Genomic DNA, 19,721 nt, shown 5'->3' on the forward strand with positions numbered 1-19,721 from the left:
GAAGACCTTAATTCGCGGTTAGACCAGCGAAAACGCGATGCCGTCGAGGATGTCGTGCTCGCTGCACACGAGCGTGCGAATACCTGCGCGATTCTCCAGCTCGTCGGCAATCACGCGCAAGACCACCGCTCCACCGCAGATCACGTCCACTCGACCGGGGTGCATGGGTCCCAGCGAGGCACGATCATCATGCGTCATGGAGAGGATACGGTCGGTGATTTCGCGAACATTGTCAAGTGTGATGCGGCTGAGGTGAATATCGTCGCTGTTGTACACCTCCAACCCCTGGACCAGGGCTGACAATGTGGTGACCGTGCCGGCGACGCCAATCCACGTCTTCATCTTCTCGACCGGGACGACTTCGAACGCTTCTTTCACCGCTTCGCGCGCAAACGCTTCCGCCTGTGCGATTTCGTCCGGGGCGGGCGGGTCGGACTTGATGAAGCGCTCGGTCAGCCGCACGCAGCCGATGTCCATGGACCGCGCGGCCTCGACCTCGGTGCCGCCGCCGAGGACGAACTCGGTGGAACCACCACCCAGATCGGTGACGAGGAAGGGTCCCTCGTCCGGGTCGAGATCGGCCACCGCGCCGAGGTAGCTCAGCCGCGCCTCCTCGTCGCCGGTGATCACCTCCGCGGGCGCGCCGAGGACCGCCTCGGTCATGCCGAAGAACTCGTCCCGGTTGCTCGCGTCCCGCGTGGCACTGGTCGCCACCATCCGTGCCGCCTCGACGCCCTTGCGTTGCATCGTGCGCGCGTAGTCCTGGAGGGCTTCCTTCGTGCGCTGGATCGCGTCGGGGTGCAACCGCCCGGTCGCGTCCACGCCCTGCCCGAGCCGGACGATCTTCATCTCGCGGTGCACGTCCCGCAGCCAGGCCGTGCCGTCGTCGCGCCTGGTGACGTCGGCCACCAGCAGCCTGATCGAGTTGGTCCCGCAGTCGATGGCCGCAACGCGCGACATGTGACGCTCCTCAGTGGGTCCGATGTTCTTCGGCAAGCATCGCGCACACCGCAGTGAGGAACGCGCCCCACGCCTCCCCCGACACCGGCAGGTGGGTGGCGGGCGCCTTGCTGTCGCGAATGCCGATGCCGTGCCCGACCTCGACGCACTCGCTCCCGGATGCGCTGTAGCTGCTCTTGCGCCAAGCCGACATCGAGCGCCTCCTCAGGCGAGCATGCTGGTGATCAACCTCCTCGATTGTTCCGGGTCCAGGGCGTCCCGATCCAGCCCCTTCAACGTGGCGACGTACATGTCCAGGGTGGCCTTGTCCTCCAGGAACAGGCCGGTGTTCAGGTTCTCGACGTAGACGACCGGTTCGAACGTCTCGTAGACCAGCAGGGTGAAGTTGCTCGCCAGCCCTGCGTGCGCCCCGATGGCGGTCGGGACGACCCGGAAGGTGATGTACCTGCGCAGCAACATCATCAGGATGTGCTCCAACTGCGTCCTCATGACGACAGGGCCGCCGACGGGCAGTCGGAGCGCCTGCTCGTGCACGTAGAAGACGAACTCCCGCTCGTAGCTCAGGACCGCCTGGCGGTCGAGCTTCGCCCTGACCAAGGCGTCGATGTCAGCAGGTGTGAGCTTCCTGGTCGACTTCTCGGCCACCTCGCGGATGTAGCCGGCGATCTGGAGCAGGCCCGGAACGAGGTTCATCGTCCAGACGTAGATCTTGCTGGCGAGCCTCTCCTGGTCGATGAGGCTGCGCAGCTGGTCCGGGACGCCGTCCTCCGGGAACAGGAGCCAGCACTTCTCCCGGGACTCGCGGTACAGGGTGAGCATCTGCTCGACGTCGGTGTGCGGGGCGCGGCAGTAGGACAGCAGGCGCACGACGTCGAACTCCGTGACGCCTCCCTTGCCCTGCACGAGGTCGGAGACCTTGGCCTCCTGCCAGTCCAGCAGTTGGGCGAGTCTGCGCTGGGTCATGCCGCTCTGCTCGATGGCGCCGCGCACGCCATTGCCGAACTCCCGGCCCACCACGCTCGAGTTGCGCTTCGGCATGGGAGAGCACGCTAGGAGACGGAATCCCCTCCGCTCCAACGTTTCTGACCGAATCGCCCCGAACGGGCGACGGCTTGGAGGCGTTCCACCGCGACACGCCGGGCTAGCTGGGCGTGGTCGTTACCGGGCTGGTGGTGGGCTCGACCGCGCTGTTCGCCGACGAAGACTGCTGCTGCGAAGACGGCTGCTGCGACGACTGCTGGGTCGACGACGGGACTGCGCTGGACGACTGCTCGGACGCGGGCGGGTTCGACGCGGTGGTCGTGGTGGTCGTGGTCGTCGTGGTGGTGGTCGACGAGGACGACGGCGGCGTCGAGGACGGCGGGCACGAGGTCGACGGGGTCGACGAGGGCGGGTTCGACGACGTCGAGGTGGTGGTGGACGTCGTGGTCGAGGTCGGCGTCGGGCAGTTCGGCTCCGACGAGGACGGCGGGGTCGTCGTCGTGGTGGACGACGGCGGGTTCGACGAGCTCGGGGTGCCCGGGTCGGTGCCGGTGGGCGGGGTGCCGGGGTTGCCCGGGGTCGGGTTCTGCTGGTTGTTGCCGTCGTCGGTGAGCGGCGGCAGCGAGTCGACGTTGTCGCTGTACTGCTTGGCCCACTTGAGGACCGTCTGGACGTAGGTCGTCGACTGGTTGTAGCGGAACACGGCCGCGGCGCGGTCGCTCTGCTTCGTCAGGTCGCCGCCGCCCGCGCACAGGTAGCGGCCGGCGCCCAGGGCGGCGTCGTAGACGTTGTTCGGGTTGACCGCGCCGTCGTCGTTGCCGTCGCCGCCGAAGCTCGCCCAGGTGGCGGGGATGAACTGCATCGGGCCGACCGCGCGGTCCCAGGCGGTGTCGCCGTCGAGGCGGCCGCCGTCGGTGTCGCGGATCGCGGCCATGCCGGGAGCGCCGTTGAGGACCGGGCCGAGGATCTTGGGGGTGGCGTCGCCGACGGCGTTCACGCGGCCGTTGTTGGCGTGGTTCGACTCGACCTTGCCGATGCCGGCGAGCAGCGCCCAGTCGAGGTTGCAGCCCGGCACGAGCTGGGCCATCTTGTCCTCCGCGCGGAGGTAGGCCTCCAGCACGACGCCGGGGATGCCGTAGTCGCCGGGGAAGTCGTCGACGAGGCCGGGCTCGTTGTCGAGGCCGTCGTCGAGCTCGCCGTCCTCGAGGTCGGCGAGCAGCGCGGCGCTCAGCTCCTCCGACAGCGGCAGGCGGCCGGACGCGCCCAGCTCCGACGGGTCGCGCCGCAGCGCGGTGAAGACGTCGGCCGGGCCGAGCGTGACAGCGATGTCGTTGTGCTTCGAGAGGTTGACCCAGTCGACGAGCTTGGTGCCGACCACCAGCGACGGCGCGAGCATCGCAGCCAGCGCGGCAACGGCGAACCCCTTGTGCTTCGGGGACAGCGCCGCGGGACCGCGCAGTTTGGCCATTGCCACGAATACTCACCTCTCGTGCGTCATCGCGGCGCGCCGTCTCGCAGTTACGGCGGACGCCCCCGTTCCGACCCGTTCCACCCTGCCCGACTATCGGGACCAGGTGTACCCAAGACGGAGTGAAGCGTGTGTTCGGTTCCGTTGACTGTTAACTCGCCGTTACGCGCAGTCCCCCGCCGGCCAGAGCCCCTGCGCCCGCAGGAGCGTCAGGGCCTCGTCGCCCATGGGGTTGACCCCGGGGCCCTTCGCGAGGGCGTGCGCGACGTGCACGTGGAGGCACTTGACCCTGCTCGGCATGCCGCCCGCGGTGACCTGGGTGCCCAGCGACTCGATGGCGTCGCGTTCGGCGAGGTACGCCTCGTGCGCGCGCAGGTACGCCGCCGCCAGGTCCTCGTCGGTCGCCAGGCGCTCCTGCTGCTCCTTCATGAGCCCGCCGCCCTCGAGCGTGCTGACCAGCGAGTTCAGCTTCGGGCAGGTCAGGTAGTACAGCGTCGGGAACGGCGTCCCGTCGGGCAGCCGCGGCGCCGTCTGCACGACGTTCGGGTGCCCGCCGGGGCACCGCGACGCGATCGCACGTGTCCCGCGCGGCGTGCGGCCGAGCTGCTGGGCGACCGTTTCCAGGTCAGCAGCACTTACTTGTGCGTCACCGATTCCCACAGTTCCTCGTACCAAGACCCTTGTGCCGCGGGCTTGCCCGACGGCCTCTCCGATTCGGTGTTGCGACCTTCGTCACCCGGCAGTTGCACGATGTACGGCGTCTCGCCCGGTCGCACCCAGTGCAACCGCTTGCGCGCCTCGATCTCCACGTGGCCGGGGTCCTGCAGCTGCGCCTTGCGCTGCTCCAGCGCGGCGACCGTCTCGCGCAGCTTCTGCTGCTCGGCCCCCACGTCACGGAGCTCGTCGCGCTGCGAGAGGTAGGTCCGCAGCGGGACCGCGATGCTCAGCGCCAGTGCGCACAGCACCATCGCGAACATCGCGGCCCGCCGCGTTCCCGTCATGCCGAACGCGCCACCCGTGCCGTCGCTGCGACGCGACGGCGCCTTCGGGCGCGGTGGCTTCCGAGCGCGCGCGGGCCGCGCCTCCCGCTCTGCACGGGGACGGCGGGGACGACGCGCGCGCTCGGCCATGGATCAGCCCTCCGGCGTGTAGCGCGGGAACGCGAGCTCGCCCGCGTAGCGCGCCGCGTCGCCGAGGCTCTCCTCGATGCGCAGGAGCTGGTTGTACTTCGCGGTGCGCTCACCGCGGGCGGGCGCACCGGTCTTGATCTGGCCGGCGCCGACCGCGACGGCGAGGTCGGCGATGGTCGTGTCCTCGGTCTCGCCCGAGCGGTGCGACATCATCGACTTGTAGCCGTAGGACGTGGCCAGCGAGACCGCGTCGAGCGTCTCGGACAGCGTGCCGATCTGGTTGACCTTCACCAGCAGCGCGTTGGCGGCGCGGCGGGAGATGCCCTCCTCCAGGCGCTCCGGGTTCGTGACGAACAGGTCGTCGCCGACGATCTGGACCTTCTCGCCCAGCTCGGCGGTCAGCTGCACCCAGCCGTCCCAGTCGTCCTCGGACAGCGGGTCCTCGATGGAGACCATCGGGTAGTCGCGGACCAGCTCGGAGTAGTAGCCGATCATCTGCTCGGCCGACCGCTTGGTGTTCTCGAACGAGTAGGCGCCGTCGGAGAAGAACTCCGTGGCGGCCACGTCGAGCGCGAGCGCGACGTCGCGGCCCGGCCGGTAACCGGCCTTCTCGATGGCCTCGAGGATCAGGTCGAGCGCGTCGCGGTTGCTGCCGAGGTTCGGCGCGAAACCGCCCTCGTCGCCCAGGCCCGTCGCGAGGCCCTTGCTCTTCAGCACGGACTTCAGCGCGTGGTAGACCTCGGTGCCCCAGCGCAGGCCCTCGCGGAACGTCTCCGCGCCGATCGGCGCGATCATGAACTCCTGGATGTCCACGTCGGTGTCGGCGTGCGAGCCACCGTTGAGGATGTTCAGCATCGGCACCGGCAGCACGTGCGCGTTCGGTCCGCCGATGTAGCGGAACAGCTCCAGGCCGCTGGAGGTCGCCGCCGCCTTCGCGACCGCGAGGCTCACGCCGAGGATGGCGTTGGCGCCCAGGCGGCCCTTGTCCGGCGTGCCGTCCAGGTCGACGAGCTTCTGGTCGACGACCCGCTGCTCGACGGCCTCGATGCCGACCAGCTCGGGGCCGATCTCGTCGAGCACCGCGGTGACCGCGCGCTCGACACCCTTGCCCAGGTACCGCTTGGCGTCGCCGTCCCGCAGCTCCACCGCCTCGTGCTCACCGGTGGACGCGCCCGACGGAACAGCCGCGCGCTCCAGCGTGCCGTCGTCCAGCGCCACCTCGACCTCGACGGTGGGGTTGCCGCGAGAGTCCAGGATCTCGCGTGCTCCGACCTGCTCGATGACCGCCACTTGCGCTCCCTGTTTCTCCTGCGTCTCGTCGTCGTGACGAGCCTACTTGGGCCAGGTGACCGGGCGGGGCTCGACACCTGCGGATCGCGCGTGGATCGCGGTGGAGGGCCGGGGCCGGTCGTCTGAATCGTGCCAGACGACCCGGGCGGTGCCCAGACCCGCGTCAGCCCGCCTTCACCAGGTACGGCACGGCGTACTGCACGACGTCGGTCAGGCTCGATCTCGTCTTCGTCTCACCGGCATCCCCGACGACCACCTTGGCGATCAGGTCGCCGCGCGCGACGAAGGCCTCGCAGCGCCACTCGCCCTCCGCCACCTCGGGGACGTCCTCGCAGAGCGCGTAGGTGTCGTCGACGCCCTCCCACTCCGGGATGTCGACGTCCGCGACGACCTCGCGGGGCGGCTCACCGTTCGCGCCGTTGTAGGTCTGGCACGACCGGGCCTTGGCGCGCACCGTGTCGAGGACGTGCTTCGCACTGACCCCGACCAGACCGAACACCTGCTCCTCGACGTAGGTGGTCGCGTACCAGATGCGCTTGCGCGAGGTGGAGACACCGACGTCGACACGTGCACCCAGGCACACAGCGCTGAGCTTGCCGTCGGAGATGGCGAGCTCGGCGTCCCACTTGGGCTCGTCGGTCACGTGCTCGGCCGGGATGCCGAGCTCCTCGATCGGCATCAGGGCCGACTTCACCTTCGCGTCCATCGCCTTGACCAGGTCCGGTGTCGATGCGGTCGAGGTCGGCGGCGGGGACGGCGCGGGCTCGGGCGGCGTCGGCGAACAGGCCGCCACAGCGATCACGGACGCGGCGATGACGAGACGCATGAACTCTCCCCCACGGAGCAAAACCGAAAGGTGCTCAGATTAGCCGCACCGGCAGGTGTTTCACGCCGTTCTGGAAGTTCGACCGCAGCCGGACCACCTCCCCGTCCGGCTCCAGCACACCCGGCAGGTCCAGCACCGCCTCGAACACCGCCCGCATCTGCGTCCGCGCCAGCTGCGCCCCGAGGCAGAAGTGCGGCCCGTGCCCGAAGCTCAGGTGGTCGGCCTCGCGCCGGCCGACGTCGAACCGGTCCGGGTCGGTGAAGACCCGCTCGTCCCGGTTGGCCGAGGAGAACCAGACGACGACCTTGTCCCCGGCCGCGATCGGCACCCCGGACAGCGTCGTGTCCCGCACGGCCGTGCGCCGGAAGTGCATGACCGGCGTCCACCAGCGCAGCATCTCCTCGACGGCGGTGGGCAGCAGCGACCGGTCCGCCCGCAGCCGTGCGTACTGGTCCGGGTGTTCCAGCAGGGCGATCAGACCGCCGGGGATGCCGTTGCGCAGGGTCTCGTTGCCCGCCACCGAGAACAGCCAGAACAGGGTCTCGAACTCCTCCAGCGAGACGTCCTCCCGCATGAGGTTGCTCAGCACGTCGTCCGACGGGTGCTCGCGCTTGTGAGCCCCGAGAGCGTGCGCGTAGGCGTACAGATCGGGCATGCCGCCCCGAGCGCGCGGGTCGCGGCCGTCGTCCGGGCGGAGCTCCAGCGCCCGCAGTGCCATGTCGGTCATGCCGTCCGTCGAGCTGGACGACAGCGCGTACTCCTCGTCCTGGAAGCCGATCACGCGGTTGCTCCAGTCGTAGAGCAACGCGCGGTCCTGGCGCGGCACGCCGAAGACGTCGGCCAGGGTCAGCAGCGGCAGGTCGGCGACGTCGGCCGCGAAGTCACCCGACAGCGCGGAGACGATCTCCCGTGCGTGCGACCGGATGCCGGCCTCCAGCCGGGCCACGGCGCGCGGGGTGAAGGCCTGGGTGAGCATGCGGCGCAGGCGGGTGTGCTCGGGCGGGTCCTGGTTCAGCATCATGCGCTGGACGTAGGCGAGGTCGGCGGGTTCCGGGTCGCGGATCTGGGTGGCGCCGCGGTGGGACGAGAACACGCCGGGCGACCGCAGCACCGTCCGGACGTCGTCGTACCGGAGGACCGCCCAGAAGTCGCCGACGCGCACGACGTCCTTTTCACGCAACCGGGTCAATGCGTCGTGCGGGACACCCGAGGTATACGTGTCCGGGTCGGCGATCAGCTCGGCATCGGTCCGCATAGAACGGGATTCTGACGTGCTTCATGTCGAACGTGGTGGGAACGGGCCGTTGCTGGTGCTGCTGCACGGGCTGGGCGCCACCGGCGAGGTGTGGGAGGACGTCGTCGCGGGGTGGTCCGGGAGCTGGCTCGTGCCCGACCTGCCCGGTCACGGGCGCAGCGGCCGGATCGACCGCTACTCGTTCGGCTCGTTCGCCGCGGCCGTGGCGGAGGTGGTCCCGCGCGAGCCCGTCACGGTCGTCGGGCACTCGCTGGGCGGCGTGGTCGGCTTGGCGCTCGCGAGCGGCTGGTTCGGGGTCGACGTGACGACGTGCGTCGGGGTCGGGATCAAGGTCCGGTGGACCGACGAGGAGCTCGAGAAGGCGGCGGCGTTCGCGGCGCGGCCGGCCAAGGTGTTCGACCTCGAGGCGGAGGCCGTCGACCGCGCCTCCCGGATGGCCGGCGTGCCGATCTGGCACGGTGTGTCCGAAGTGGACGGCGGCTGGGCGCCGTCGCTGGACGTGCGGGCCTTCGGCGTCGGCAGGCCGGACCTGCCGGGGCTGATCATGGCGTCGAAGGCGGAGGTCGTGCTGGCCGCGGGCGAGAACGACCCGATGTGCCCCCGGGAGCACCTGGAGGAGCTGGTGCCGGATCCGGTCACGTTCCCCGGCGCCGGCCACAACGTCCACGTCGAGTCGCCCTCGTCGCTGCACACCCTGCTGGCTCAGCTCGCGAGGTAGCCGCCGTCGGCCGCGAGCACCACGCCGTTGACGAAGCTCGACTGGCCGGACGCGAGGAACAGCACGACGTCCGCGATCTCCTCCGGTTCGCCCACCCGGTGCAGCGGCACGGTCTCGCTGATCTTGTCGAAGACCTCGCCCGCCTGCGTGACGGCGGCCTCGGTGCGGATCGGGCCGGGCGCCACGGAGTTCACCCGCACCCCCCGCGGTCCGAACTCCACGGCCCACGACCGGGTCAGGGCGTCCAGCGCCGCCTTCGAGGCGCTGTAGACGCTGGTGATCGGGTTGCCGACGTCCGCGCCGATCGACGAGACGTTGACGATCGAGCCCTTCCCCTTCGCGAGCATCGCCGGGGCAAGGGCGGCGGTGAGGAAGTAGACGCCGCGCACGTTCACGTCGAAGACCTGCTCGTAGGTCTCCAGCGACTGCTCGGTGGTCGGCGAGAACGGGAAGATGCCCGCGTTGTTGACGAGGACGTCCACCTCGCCGACCTCCGCGGCGAGGGCGCGGACGTCGTCGAGGCTCGCGACGTCCGAGACGAGGAAGTGGCCGGTGCCACCGGCCTGCTCGACGAGCTCGACGGTCTCCTTGCCGAGCTCGGCGCGGCGGCCGGTCAGGTAGACGGTGGCACCCGCCTCGGCGAGCTTGACCGCGATCGCGCGGCCGATGCCCGACGTGGCTCCGGTGACGAGTGCCTTCTGGTTCGCGAGGGTCTTGGTCGACATGTCCACGACCGTGCCGAAGCCGCGTGGTCCGGCCGTGAATTCCGGATGAATCAGCTGCTGGGGGCCAGGGTGCGCAGGCCGAAGAACATCTGCACGAACCGCGGCATCCGGTAGCGGCCGAACTCCAGGGGCTCGAGGAGGTGGACGTCGGCGAGCGACTCCAGCAGGGTGTCGATCCGGCCGATCCCGCCGCCGCTCAGCCGAACGGCCTCGGCCACGTCGATCACGTCGGCCTTCTGCCGGGCGAAGCACGTGAGCAGGTGCCGCTGCTCCTCGGTCAGCTGCTCGTCGGCCTTGATGAGCGGCGCGAGCACCGCCCGGCAGTCCGACGGAACCGCTTCGCCCAGCACCAGCTCGCGGTCCATCTGCTTCAGCAGCATCGCGACGGTCCACGTCGGGCGGGCGCTGAGCTTGCCGCCGAGCACCCGGATCGGGTTCGGCAGGTGCGACACCTGCGCGAGCACCTCGGCCGCCGCCTCCTGCTCGGCCGCGATCCGGGCGGGGTCGAGGACCTTGCGGAGGAACTCGCGCGCCTCGGGCACCGCGAGCCCGGCGATCTTCAGCCACGTCACGCCCGGCAGCTCGTTCCACCGCCGCACGCTCGTGAAGAGCACAGCCGAGCCGAGTGTGTGCAGGTCGCGCACCGACTCGGGCGACGGCAGGTCGTCGACGACCACGAGGAACCGCTTGCCGCGCGCCTTCTCCCGCCACAGCGCGGCTTTGTCGCCCGTGGCGTTCTCGACGCCGACCGCGCGCAGCAGCTCGCCCGCGACGTCGTGGCCGCGCACGACGATCTGCCCGTCGGGGAACCGGTGCGCGGCGAGGTGGCCGATCCGGGTGGCCAGCGCGGTCTTGCCGCTGCCGTGCATGCCGGTGATGCCGACCGTGCCGGGCAGGGCCTGCAGCGCCCGCGCGATCTCCCGCGCGCGGCCGGTGAAGTCGACGACGTCCGGCGGCAGCTGTGCGGGCCTGCGCGGCAGGTGCAGGTGGCCCCGGAGGATCTGCGCGTGCACCTCGCGCAGCTCCGGTCCCGGTTCGAGGCCGAGCTCCTCGGTGAGCAGCGCGCGGGCCTAGTGGAAGTGGTCGAGCGCCTCGGCCTGCCGGCCCTCGCGGAACAGCGCGTGCATCAGCAGTGCGCGCGGCCGTTCGCGCAACGGGTGCGCCCGCACGTGCTTCTGCAGCTCGATGATGTCCAGCTCGCGTTCGAGCCACTCCTCGCGGAGCTTGAGCCGCTGTTCGGCGAGCCGCACGCGTTGCGCCTCGAAGTAGCTGCCCCGCAGCCCTTCCAGGGGTTCGCCCGTGCAGTCGTCGACGAGCTCCGCCCGGAGCGTGTAGCCGCCGTCCCTCGACCTCAGGTCCAGCTCGGGGAGCGCCTTGCGGATCTTGTAGGTGTGCGTCCGCAGCGCCGTCACCGCGCTCGGCGTCGGGTCGTCCCAGACCATGCCGACCAGCTGGTCGTTGCTCAACCGGATGCCGTTGTTGAGCAGCAGCGCCGCCAGCACCGCCCGTTGCTGGCGCGGCCCCAGGTCGACCTCGTCGTCGTCGCGCCAGGCTCGTACCGGACCCATCAGCGAGAAGCGCAGGCTCATGCACCGGCACAACGCCCGCGGGCGTTCCCGACTTCCCGTCTCGCGCCTAGCTTGGCGGTGTGGGGAACCCGTTGCGCGAACTGACCCTGGACCAGCTGCGCCGCCGCACCAGCGTGAAGTGGCGCCACCACCCCGACGACGTGCTGCCGGTGTGGGTGGCCGAGATGGACGTGCCGCTCGCCGAACCGGTCGCGCGGGCCATCACCGACGCCGTGGCGATCGGCGACACCGGGTATCCCGCCGGGACCGGGTACGCCGAGGCGCTGGCCGGGTTCGCGGGAACGCGGTGGGGCTGGCACCCGGCCGTGGAGCGGATGGCGGTCGTGCCGGACGTGATGCTGGGCGTCGTCGAGATGCTCCGGCTGGTCTCGCACCGGGACGCGCCCGTCGTCGTCAACTGCCCCGTCTACCCGCCCTTCTACCAGTTCACCCGGTCGCTGGGCCGCCAGGTCGTCGAGGCCCCGCTGGACGCGGCGGCGCGGATCGACCCCGCCGCGCTGGAGGCGGCGTTCGTGCGAGCGGGCCGGGGTGCGGCGTACCTGCTGTGCAACCCGCAGAACCCGACCGGCACCGTGCACACCCGTGCCGAGCTGGAGCAGGTCGCGCGGCTCGCGCGGGAGCACGGGGTCCGGGTCGTGGCCGACGAGATCCACGCGCCGATCACCGGCGGCGACTTCGTGCCGTACCTCAGCGTCGCCGGGGACGGGCTGTCGCTGCTGTCCGCGTCGAAGGCCTGGAACCTCGCCGGGCTCAAGGCCGCGCTGGCCGTCGCCGGGCCCGAGTCGGCCGCCGACCTCGCGCGGCTGCCGGAGGAGGTCGGGCACGGCGCCAGCCACCTCGGGGTCATCGCGCACACGGCGGCGCTCAGGGACGGCGTCGAGTGGCTGGACGCGCTGCTGGAGGGCCTCGACGAGAACCGGCGGCTGCTCGCCGGCCTGCTGGCCGAGCACCTGCCCGGCATCCGGTACGCGCCGGGCGGGGGCACCTACCTCGCCTGGCTCGACTGCCGTGAGCTGGGCCTCGGCGACGACCCCGCCGAGGCGTTCCTCGAGCGGGGCAGGGTCGCGCTGAACTCCGGCCTGCCGTTCGGGACCGGTGGCGCGGGCTTCGTGCGGATGAACCTCGCCACCACCCCGGAGGTCCTGGAGGAGGCGGTGCGCCGGATGCGGACCGCCTCCGCCGGAACGTCCGGGAAGTCCTGACTGGACTCGCGGTGACCGGTTCGTCCACTCCTTCGAGTCCTGTCGCCCGGACGGCAGTCGAAGAACCGCCGATCGGTGGGTACCGTTGATCGAATGACGGACGGCACCTTCGAGGCGTTCAGGAAGGCGGAGGCGTTGCTCGCACAGCGCCGGCCTCTCGACGCCCTGCGCGAGCTGAAGCAGGTGCTGGACGAGGCGGGCGATGCGCCGTCGGTGCAGCTGCTCGCCGGTCGCGCCTACCTCGGGTCCGCTCAGCTCAACCGGGCGGAGGAGGCGTTCCGCAAGGTGCTCGACCTCGACCCGAGCGACCACTACGCGCGGTTCGCGCTCGGCAAGACGCTGCAGCGGCTGGCGCGGCTGCCGGAGGCGCTGGCCCAGCTGCGGATGGCCGTCGCGATGAACCCCTCTCCTGAGTATCAGGAAGCCCTGGGCGAGGTGCGCGCCCGCATGGCCGTCGAACGCGACCGGAACTGACTGTCCACAAAGGACATACGCGCACGTTGCACCGAATGGACGCGTGTTCAACGGTGGGTGAGCGACTAAGTTCTCTGTGAGGCCACCGGGGGGACGCAGACCGCGTTCTGACGGCTGCCGGATCTGGGGGGATCCAACCGTGAGCGCGGTGTGCGCTGCCCTCGTTTCGGTGTGCCGTCAAAGGCCGCGACAGAGGGGTAGTGCGCAGTGAAGATGATGAGGATCTCGACGCTGGCGGCGATCACCGCCACCACGGCGCTCCTGGTGACGGCGGCTCCGTCACTGGCGCAGGGCAACACCGGTCCGTCCGCGCTCACGCCCGAGGTCAAGGCGCTGATGGCGACCCAGGACAGACTCCACAAGATCGCCGAGAAGGTGGAGAGAGGCAACGGCTTCAGCGGTTTCTACGTGGACGCGGGCAGCGGGACGCTCAACGTCTACTGGAAGGGCAAGGCGTCGGCCAAGGTCAGCTCCGCTGCCGCGGTCGCGAAGGCGCAGGGCCTGACCGTGAAGGTGCACGACGCCAAGTACTCGCAGGCCGAGCTCAACGCCGAGGCCGCGCGCCTGGTCAAGACCGGTTCCGTCCAGAGCGTCGCCGCCAAGTACGACGGCAGCGGGCTCAAGGTGAAGCAGGCCGCGACGGGCTTCTCCGCGAAGTCCGCGCCGCAGAGCTCGGTCGCCGTCGAGGTGGAGTCCGGTGAGGTCGAGCTCGCCGCGTCCCGCCTCTTCGACTCCGCTCCCTACAAGGGCGGCGCGTACATCGAGAACTACTTCAACGGCGTCTTCGACGGTTCCTGCACCTCCGGCTTCGCGGTGGTCAGCAACGCCACGGGCAGGGACAAGCTCCTGACCGCGGCGCACTGCGGTGAGGTCGGCAGCTACTACACCACCGGCAACGGCGAGGGCGACGTCATCGGCGCGGTCGAGACCCGCTCGGTCGCCTCGGACAGCGAGATCGTCAACGCCACCGGCCAGGCGCGCGTGTGGATCGGCGACTCGATCCAGACCGAGCTGGACACGGGCAGGGCCAACCAGTACGGCCTCGACGTCATCGGTTCGTCCGCGACGATCGCCGGCGACTGGCTGTGCGACTCCGGCTCGTTCTCCGGCACGATCTGCGAGATCCGCGCCACCCAGACCGGCCTGACCATCTGCCTGACCGGCTTCGGCTGCGTGAACAACTCGGTCGAGGCCGTGCACCAGGGCGGCTACAGCGCGGGCGGCAACGGCGACAGCGGCGGCCCGGTCTTCTCCGTGCAGCAGCCCGGTGACCGCCTGGTCGCCCGCGGCACGCTGACCGCGATCTCGATCGCGGCGACCGACCTGCGCCAGTGCAGCGGCGTCCCGGCGGGCAACGGCCGCCGGTGCTCGCAGCGGATCATCTACCCCGACATCGTGGCCCAGCTGGCCGACCACAACGTGCGGATCAAGACGATCGGCTGACGCAAGAACGGAACCGGCGACCCCGAGTCCTCTGTGGACTCACGGGTCGCCGGTTCTTCCACATCTCGAGGATTCGGGGAAACGTTGAGGAAACGACTCACCGCGCTGGCCGCCGTCGGGGCCGCGCTGCTGGTGCCGGCCACGCCGGCGCTCGCACAGTCCGGGGGACCGATCTCCCCCGAGGTCGTGGCGCTGATGGCGACCCAGGACCAGCTGCACGAGATCGCCGGCCGGATCGACCGGACCGGCGGGTTCGGCGGGTTCCACGTCGACGCGGGCAGCAGGACGCTCGACGTCTACTGGAAGGGCCGGGCGCCCGCGGCGGTCGGCGCGGCCGCCGCCGTCGCCGAGCAGCGCGGCCTGACCGTGAAGGTGCACAGCGCCGAGTACTCGCGGGCCGAGCTGGACGCCGAGGCCGCGCGCCTGGTCGCGACCGGTGCCGTCCAGAGCGTCGCCGCCAAGCACGACGGCAGCGGCCTCGCGGTCACGCCGAAGGCGGGGCTGTCGGCCAGGTCCGCGCTGCGGAGCTCCGTCGCCGTGGAGACGCGGTCCGGCGGGTTCGAGCTCGTGGCGTCCCGGCTCGCGGACACCCCGCCCTTCAAGGGCGGCGCGTACATCGCCAACTACCGCAACGGCGTCCCGCAGGGCGGGTGCAGCTCCGGTTTCGCGATGACCAGCAACAGCACCGGCGCGCCCAAGCTCCTGACCGCCGCGCACTGCGGCCAGCTGGGCAGCGGCTACAGCAACAACAGCGACGACCCGATCGGCTGGGTCGAGTCCCGGTCGGTGGAGTCGGACAGCGAGACCATCGTGGTCCCGGACGCGCAGCCGCGGGTCTGGATCGGCGACTCGGTCCAGACCGAGCTGGACACGGGCAGCGCCAACCAGTACGGCCTCGACGTCGTCGGTGCCGCGAGCACCCTGCCCGGTGACTGGCTGTGCGACTCCGGCGCGTACTCCGGCACCATCTGCGACATCCAGGCCACCGCCACCGGCGTGACCGTCTGCTTCCCCGACTTCGGCTGCGCGGTCGGCCTGGTCGACGCGACCCACCGCGGCGGGTTCAGCGCGGGCGGCAACGGCGACAGCGGCGGCCCGGTCTTCTCCGTGCAGCCCGGTGACAAGCTCGTCGCCCGCGGCACGCTGACCGCGATCTCGCTCAACTCCGCCGACGTCCGCCAGTGCAGCGGCGTCCCGGCGGGCAACGGCCGCCAGTGCTCGCAGCGGATCGTCTTCCCGGACATCACGAACCAGATGGCGGCCCACGACGTCCGGGTCATGACGGTCTCCTGACCGTTCAGGTTCCGAAGAGGGTGTCGCCCCAGTGGCCACCGGGTTTCACGCCCGGTGGCACGGCGAAGTGGCCGGACCCGGTGTGCTCCACGTACTCCATCATGTCGTCCTTCGTGGACAGCGCCTGCTGCATCGGCACGAACTGCTTGCGCGTGTCCCGGTTGAACGCCACGAAGAACAGGCCGGCGTCGAGGTGGCCGAGCCCGTCCGAGCCGTCGGTGAAGTTGTAGCCGCGGCGCAGGATCCTGACGCCGTTCAACGCCTCCGGCGACGCGAGCCGGATGTGCGCGACCTCGCCGATCAGCGGCACGCCGCCCGCGCCCTTCACGTGCAGGTCGGGCTCGTCGAACTCCTTCTGCTGACCCAGCGGCGCACCCTCGCCCTTGGTGCGGCCGACGATCTGCTCCTGCTCGGTCAGCGACGTGCGGTCCCAGATCTCGATGTGCATGCGGATGCGGCGCGTCACCAGGTACGTGCCGCCGACGAGCCAGTCCGGCCCGTCCTCCTCCGCGACCCACACGTGGTTCTCGAGGTGGTCGGTGTCCTCGGCCTTGATGTTGCGCGTGCCGTCCTTGAACCCGAACATGTTGCGCGGTGTGGCCTGGTCGCGCGTGGTCGACGACGTGCGGCCGAAGCCGAGCTGCGACCAGCGGACCGCGACCTTGCCGAAGCCGATGCGGACCAGGTTGCGCACGGCGTGCACGGCGACCTGCGGGTCGTTCGCGCAGGCCTGGATGCAGAGGTCGCCGTTGCTGCGCGCCGGGTCGAGGTCGTCCTTCGGGAAGCGCGGCAGGTCGATCAGCCGTTCCGGCCGTTTCGCGGCGAGCCCGAACCGGTCGTCGAAGAGCGACGGGCCGAAGCCGATCGTGATGGTCAGCGCGGACGCGGGCAGGTCGAGGGCCTCGCCGGTGTCCTTGGGCGGCGCCTCGGCGTTGCCGCCGACCGCGCCGTTCTCCGCGGCCTCCTGGCCCGCCGTCATCCGTTCCGCGGCGAGCGTCCACTCCTTGAGCAGTTCCACCAGCTCGTCGCGGCTCCCGGTCTTCACGTCGAGCGCGACGAAGTGCATGTGGTCCTGCGCGGGCGTGGTGATGCCCGCCTGCACGTCGCCGCGGAACGGCACCTTGGCCGCGGCGACGTTCTCGACCGCCGGCGCCGCACCGGAGGCCAGCACACCGGCGGCGGCGCCCGCGCCCGCGAGCGCCACACCGGCGCCCGTGAACCCGAGCAGCCTGCGGCGCGACACCTCGGTCACTTGGCGGACACCACTTCCGCGACCTTGCTGACCGGCTCGCCGAGCGCGTCGACGGCCTCGGCCAGCACCTTGACCTGGTCCTGCGACAGCTCGGTGTAGAGCTGGAAGCCGTCGCCCCTGCGGTGCTTCTCCAGCGCCTCGTCGAGCGCCTTGAACTTGGCGTCCAGAGTGGACACGAGCGCCTTGTCCTTCTGCTCCACGGCGGGGCGCAGCGCGGCGATGGCGGCCTGCGAGCCGTCCACGTTCGCGCGGAAGTCCCAGAGGTCCGTGTGCGAGTAGCGGTCCTCCTCGCCGGTGATCTTGCCGGTGGCGACCTCGTCGAGCAGCTCCTTGGCGCCGTTGGCGAGCTGCACGGGCGTCAGCTCGACCGACTTGGCCTTGGCCACGATCTCCTTGACGTCGGTCAGCAGGTCGTCGGCGATCTTGTCGGAGTCGGCCTGCAGCCCGGACTCCCACAGGTCCTTCTCGAGGCGGTGGTAGCCGGTGAACGCCATGCCCTCCTCGATGACGTCCTCCCGGCCGTCGATCTTGGGGTCGAGGTCGCCGAAGCTCTCCGCGACGGGCTCGATGCGCTCCCAGTACGTGCGCGAGACGGGGAAGAGCGCCTTGGCGTCGTCGACCTTCTTGGCCTTGACGGCGCCGACGAACTCCTCGGTCTTCACGAGCAGCTGGTCGGCCTGCGAGGTGACGTAGCGCTGGTAGCTCTTGGTCGCGTCGGCGAGCAGCGCGTTGCCGTCGGTCGACTTCTTGCTGTCGCCGGTGACGGTGAACTCGCCGCGGATGCCGTCGCCCTTCATGCCGGGCTTGCACGCGGTCTGGAACTTGCCGGACTCGGTGACCTCGACGATCAGCTTGCGGCTGAGCCCCGGCCCGATGTTCTCGACCTCGCCGAGGATCCGGTCGCCCTCGGCGTAGAGGTAGAACTCGGTGACCTTCGTGCCCTTGTTGGTCACGTCGAACGTCACGTTGCCCGTACCGGCCTCGGTCTTGGCGACCTTGCACGCGTCGTCGGAGGCCTCGACGGCGATGGCGCCGCTCGCGTCACCGCTCGTCGCGCCGTTGCCGCACGCCGCCAGCAGCGCGAGCGACCCCAGGATGACCACTGCTTTGCGCACGGTTGCCACTCCATCGATCAGTTGGACACGGCGGCGCGACGGCGCGGCCGGATGAGGAACAGGGAGAGAACGACCCCCACGTAGGCGACCCACGCGACGGCCTGCAGCACGGACGTGCGCTGCGAGTAGTTGAAGAAGCCCTTGAGCAGCGCCCCGTACCAGGAGTCCTCCGGCAGGGTGTCGCTGATGTCGAACGCGAGCGTGTTCAGCCCCGGCAGGATCGCGGCCTCCTGCAGGTCGTGGATCCCGTAGCTGAGCACCCCCGCCGCCACGAACACGAGCAGGACACCCGTGACGGTGAAGAACTTTCCAAGATCGAATCGAATCGCGCCCTGGTACAGCAGTGCGGCGATCACCACGGCGACCGCGATGCCGCCCAGAAAACCGATCAACGGCTCGGTCGTCCCGCCCCCGGCGGCCTGCACGCTGGAATAGAAGAAGACGGCCGTCTCCAGCCCTTCCCGACCAACGGACAAAAGGGACACGAAGACGATGGCAAATGGTCCGATTTCGAGAGCTTCGTCCATTTTCCCGCGCAGCTCGGCGGCGATCGTCTTGGCCGCCCGGCGCATCCAGAAGATCATTCCCGTGACGAACGCGACCGCGATGATCGACATCGTCCCGCCGAACGCTTCCTGCTGCTCGAACGACATGCCGGCGGCACTGAACGTGATCACCGCACCGGCCGCCACGGACAACGCCACGGCCGCACCGACACCCGCCCAAACCCATTTGAGCGCATACCGTCGATCGGTCTTCACGAGGAATGCGATCAAGATGCTGACGACGAGCGCAGCCTCGAGCCCCTCGCGCAGCCCGATCAAGCCATTGGCGAACAGCATCCCGCGCCTCCGTGAATTAGGTCGGCCTTATTTAAGGTAAGCCTCACCTGAATGTCCAGCCGCCAACGGTGCCGTTTGCGTCACTCTCGCGACCTTCGCGACTTGAACCGAGCACGTAGCCTGGGTCTCGTGGTCCCGTCGCCCTCACCTCCCACCCGCCCCCGACCCAGCTCCGGCAACGTCTTCGGCCGCATCGTCCTGGTGCTGCTGCTGATCGTCGTGGTGGCCGCGGGCGCCTGGGGCCTGGGCGCCCTGAACCGCAGGGATGCGGCCCCGCTGGGCCCGCCCCCGTTCCTCGTCCCGATCCAGGACGTGAGCCCGGGAGAGGCGATCCCGACCAACGCCGCCGCCCCCGGCACCACCCAGGACGCCAACCCGCTCTCCGAGTGGGCGACGAGGGTGGCCGCGAAGACCGACATCCCGGTCCGGGCCCTGCACGCCTACGCCGCGGCGGACCTGACGATGCAGAAGGAAGCCCCGGCCTGCCGGATCTCGTGGACCACCCTGGCGGGCATCGGCAGGATCGAGTCGCACCACGGCAACATCAACGGCGCGAAGCTGCAGGAGAACGGCCTCCCGAGCCGCCCGATCATCGGCATCCCCCTGGACGGCAGCCCGGGGGTGAAGGCCATCAACGACACCGACGGCGGCCGCTTGGACGGCGACACGACCTGGGACAGGGCGGTGGGCCCGATGCAGTTCATCCCGGGCACCTGGAACCGCTGGGCGAAACGGGCGGCGGCGGACGGCCAACCGGCAGACCCGCAGAACATCGACGACGCGGCCCTGACCGCCGCCCGCTACCTGTGCGGGGCGGGCGCGAGGGACCTGGGCACGGGCCAGGGCTGGTGGGCGGCGGTGCTGACCTACAACAACTCGGTGGAGTACGGCCAGAACGTGTTCAGCGGGGCCGACGCGTACGCACGGGCGAGCACGCCGCAGTAGGGCGAGCGCAGCAGGGGCGCGAGCGCAGTCGCGGCAGCAGGGGGCGCGGGCGCAGCGCGATGGCGAAGCCGAGCAGTCTTGGCTTTGGCTCTTGGCTTTGGCTCTTGGCTTTGGCTCTTGGCTTTGGCTCTTGGCTTTGGCTCTTGGCTTTGGCTCTTGGCTTTGAGCGAGCGAGCCCGGTGGGGTGGTCCCGTCACCCCACCGCAACCCGAC

The 19,721-nt window shown here is 70.4% G+C and carries 21 protein-coding genes; 6 read left to right on the forward strand and 15 right to left on the reverse strand.

Features of this window, described 5'->3' with window-relative positions; genetic code table 11:
- Positions 1-18: 18 nt before the first annotated feature.
- The 9 genes from ACFWGZ_RS13995 to ACFWGZ_RS14035 form a co-directional block, all read right to left on the reverse strand.
- Positions 19-960: an exopolyphosphatase gene (locus ACFWGZ_RS13995; RefSeq protein WP_382451872.1), complete on the reverse strand. Its 942-nt coding sequence runs from the start codon at positions 958-960 to the stop codon at positions 19-21.
- Positions 961-970: 10 nt separating this feature from the next.
- Entirely contained in the window at positions 971-1,153 is a 183-nt protein-coding gene (locus ACFWGZ_RS14000) for a DUF397 domain-containing protein (protein ID WP_382451873.1), read from the reverse strand.
- Positions 1,154-1,164: 11 nt separating this feature from the next.
- On the reverse strand, positions 1,165-1,998 hold the full coding sequence (locus tag ACFWGZ_RS14005) for a DUF5753 domain-containing protein (protein ID WP_382451874.1): 834 nt from the start codon (positions 1,996-1,998) through the stop codon (positions 1,165-1,167).
- A 103-nt stretch (positions 1,999-2,101) separates the two neighbouring features.
- Complete coding sequence (locus tag ACFWGZ_RS14010; protein WP_382451892.1) at positions 2,102-3,409, reverse strand: lytic transglycosylase domain-containing protein; 1,308 nt, start codon at positions 3,407-3,409, stop codon at positions 2,102-2,104.
- A 162-nt stretch (positions 3,410-3,571) separates the two neighbouring features.
- Complete coding sequence (locus ACFWGZ_RS14015) at positions 3,572-4,069, reverse strand: DUF501 domain-containing protein (protein WP_382451875.1); 498 nt, start codon at positions 4,067-4,069, stop codon at positions 3,572-3,574.
- Positions 4,045-4,410 carry a septum formation initiator family protein gene (locus tag ACFWGZ_RS14020; RefSeq protein ID WP_382451876.1) on the reverse strand — a complete coding sequence of 122 codons (366 nt, stop codon included), beginning with the start codon at positions 4,408-4,410 and terminating at the stop codon, positions 4,045-4,047. The genes ACFWGZ_RS14015 and ACFWGZ_RS14020 overlap by 25 nt, the downstream gene beginning before the upstream one ends.
- 132 nt (positions 4,411-4,542) lie before the next feature.
- Positions 4,543-5,829: a phosphopyruvate hydratase gene (gene eno, locus ACFWGZ_RS14025; protein ID WP_382451877.1), complete on the reverse strand. Its 1,287-nt coding sequence runs from the start codon at positions 5,827-5,829 to the stop codon at positions 4,543-4,545.
- A gap of 163 nt (positions 5,830-5,992) precedes the next feature.
- Complete coding sequence (locus ACFWGZ_RS14030; RefSeq protein WP_382451878.1) at positions 5,993-6,655, reverse strand: hypothetical protein; 663 nt, start codon at positions 6,653-6,655, stop codon at positions 5,993-5,995.
- Between the two features lie 34 nt (positions 6,656-6,689).
- Entirely contained in the window at positions 6,690-7,910 is a 1,221-nt protein-coding gene (locus tag ACFWGZ_RS14035) for a cytochrome P450 (protein ID WP_382451879.1), read from the reverse strand.
- A 16-nt stretch (positions 7,911-7,926) separates the two neighbouring features.
- Here ACFWGZ_RS14035 and ACFWGZ_RS14040 point away from each other — a divergent pair, with 16 nt between their 5' ends.
- On the forward strand, positions 7,927-8,628 hold the full coding sequence (locus ACFWGZ_RS14040) for an alpha/beta fold hydrolase (RefSeq protein ID WP_382451880.1): 702 nt from the start codon (positions 7,927-7,929) through the stop codon (positions 8,626-8,628).
- Here the strand turns inward: ACFWGZ_RS14040 and ACFWGZ_RS14045 are convergent.
- Genes ACFWGZ_RS14045 through ACFWGZ_RS14055 form a run of 3 tightly spaced genes read right to left on the reverse strand, consistent with a single transcriptional unit; the run spans position 8,613 to position 10,942 of the window.
- Entirely contained in the window at positions 8,613-9,353 is a 741-nt protein-coding gene (locus ACFWGZ_RS14045) for an SDR family NAD(P)-dependent oxidoreductase (RefSeq protein WP_382451881.1), read from the reverse strand. The two genes, ACFWGZ_RS14040 and ACFWGZ_RS14045, sit on opposite strands and share 16 nt — an antisense overlap.
- Positions 9,354-9,403: 50 nt before the next feature.
- Positions 9,404-10,366, reverse strand: a complete 963-nt coding sequence (locus ACFWGZ_RS14050; protein ID WP_382451882.1) for a hypothetical protein — start codon at positions 10,364-10,366, stop codon at positions 9,404-9,406.
- A 57-nt stretch (positions 10,367-10,423) separates the two neighbouring features.
- A complete protein-coding gene (locus tag ACFWGZ_RS14055) occupies positions 10,424-10,942 on the reverse strand; it encodes a BTAD domain-containing putative transcriptional regulator (protein ID WP_382451883.1) in 519 nt (172 codons plus the stop codon).
- Between the two features lie 59 nt (positions 10,943-11,001).
- Between ACFWGZ_RS14055 and ACFWGZ_RS14060 the strand changes: the two genes are divergently transcribed.
- The 4 genes from ACFWGZ_RS14060 to ACFWGZ_RS14075 all read left to right on the forward strand — a co-directional run bounded on the left by ACFWGZ_RS14060 (position 11,002) and on the right by ACFWGZ_RS14075 (position 15,354).
- Positions 11,002-12,144, forward strand: coding sequence for a MalY/PatB family protein (locus tag ACFWGZ_RS14060; protein ID WP_382451884.1), 1,143 nt, complete (start codon positions 11,002-11,004; stop codon positions 12,142-12,144).
- Between the two features lie 93 nt (positions 12,145-12,237).
- On the forward strand, positions 12,238-12,618 hold the full coding sequence (locus ACFWGZ_RS14065; RefSeq protein ID WP_330856267.1) for a tetratricopeptide repeat protein: 381 nt from the start codon (positions 12,238-12,240) through the stop codon (positions 12,616-12,618).
- 207 nt (positions 12,619-12,825) lie between these two features.
- The gene (locus ACFWGZ_RS14070) at positions 12,826-14,061 is read left to right on the forward strand and encodes a hypothetical protein (RefSeq protein ID WP_382451885.1); all 1,236 of its coding nucleotides are present in this window, start codon (positions 12,826-12,828) and stop codon (positions 14,059-14,061) included.
- 84 nt (positions 14,062-14,145) lie between these two features.
- Entirely contained in the window at positions 14,146-15,354 is a 1,209-nt protein-coding gene (locus tag ACFWGZ_RS14075; RefSeq protein WP_382451886.1) for a hypothetical protein, read from the forward strand.
- 4 nt (positions 15,355-15,358) lie between these two features.
- Here the strand turns inward: ACFWGZ_RS14075 and efeB are convergent, their stop codons facing one another.
- From efeB to efeU, 3 genes are read right to left on the reverse strand one after another with little or no spacing between them, the layout of a single operon-like run.
- Positions 15,359-16,606, reverse strand: a complete 1,248-nt coding sequence (gene efeB, locus ACFWGZ_RS14080) for an iron uptake transporter deferrochelatase/peroxidase subunit (RefSeq protein ID WP_382451887.1) — start codon at positions 16,604-16,606, stop codon at positions 15,359-15,361.
- Positions 16,603-17,730, reverse strand: a complete 1,128-nt coding sequence (efeO, locus tag ACFWGZ_RS14085; RefSeq protein ID WP_382451888.1) for an iron uptake system protein EfeO — start codon at positions 17,728-17,730, stop codon at positions 16,603-16,605. Before efeO ends, efeB begins: the two co-directional genes overlap by 4 nt.
- An 8-nt stretch (positions 17,731-17,738) precedes the next feature.
- A complete protein-coding gene (efeU, locus tag ACFWGZ_RS14090; RefSeq protein ID WP_382451889.1) occupies positions 17,739-18,563 on the reverse strand; it encodes an iron uptake transporter permease EfeU in 825 nt (274 codons plus the stop codon).
- Between the two features lie 129 nt (positions 18,564-18,692).
- On the opposite strand from efeU, the gene ACFWGZ_RS14095 reads away from it, so the two are divergent.
- Complete coding sequence (locus ACFWGZ_RS14095; RefSeq protein WP_382451890.1) at positions 18,693-19,508, forward strand: lytic murein transglycosylase; 816 nt, start codon at positions 18,693-18,695, stop codon at positions 19,506-19,508.
- Positions 19,509-19,721 lie beyond the last annotated feature (213 nt).

The sequence above is a fragment of the Lentzea sp. NPDC060358 genome, assembly GCF_042725365.1.
Classification (GTDB): domain Bacteria; phylum Actinomycetota; class Actinomycetes; order Mycobacteriales; family Pseudonocardiaceae; genus Lentzea.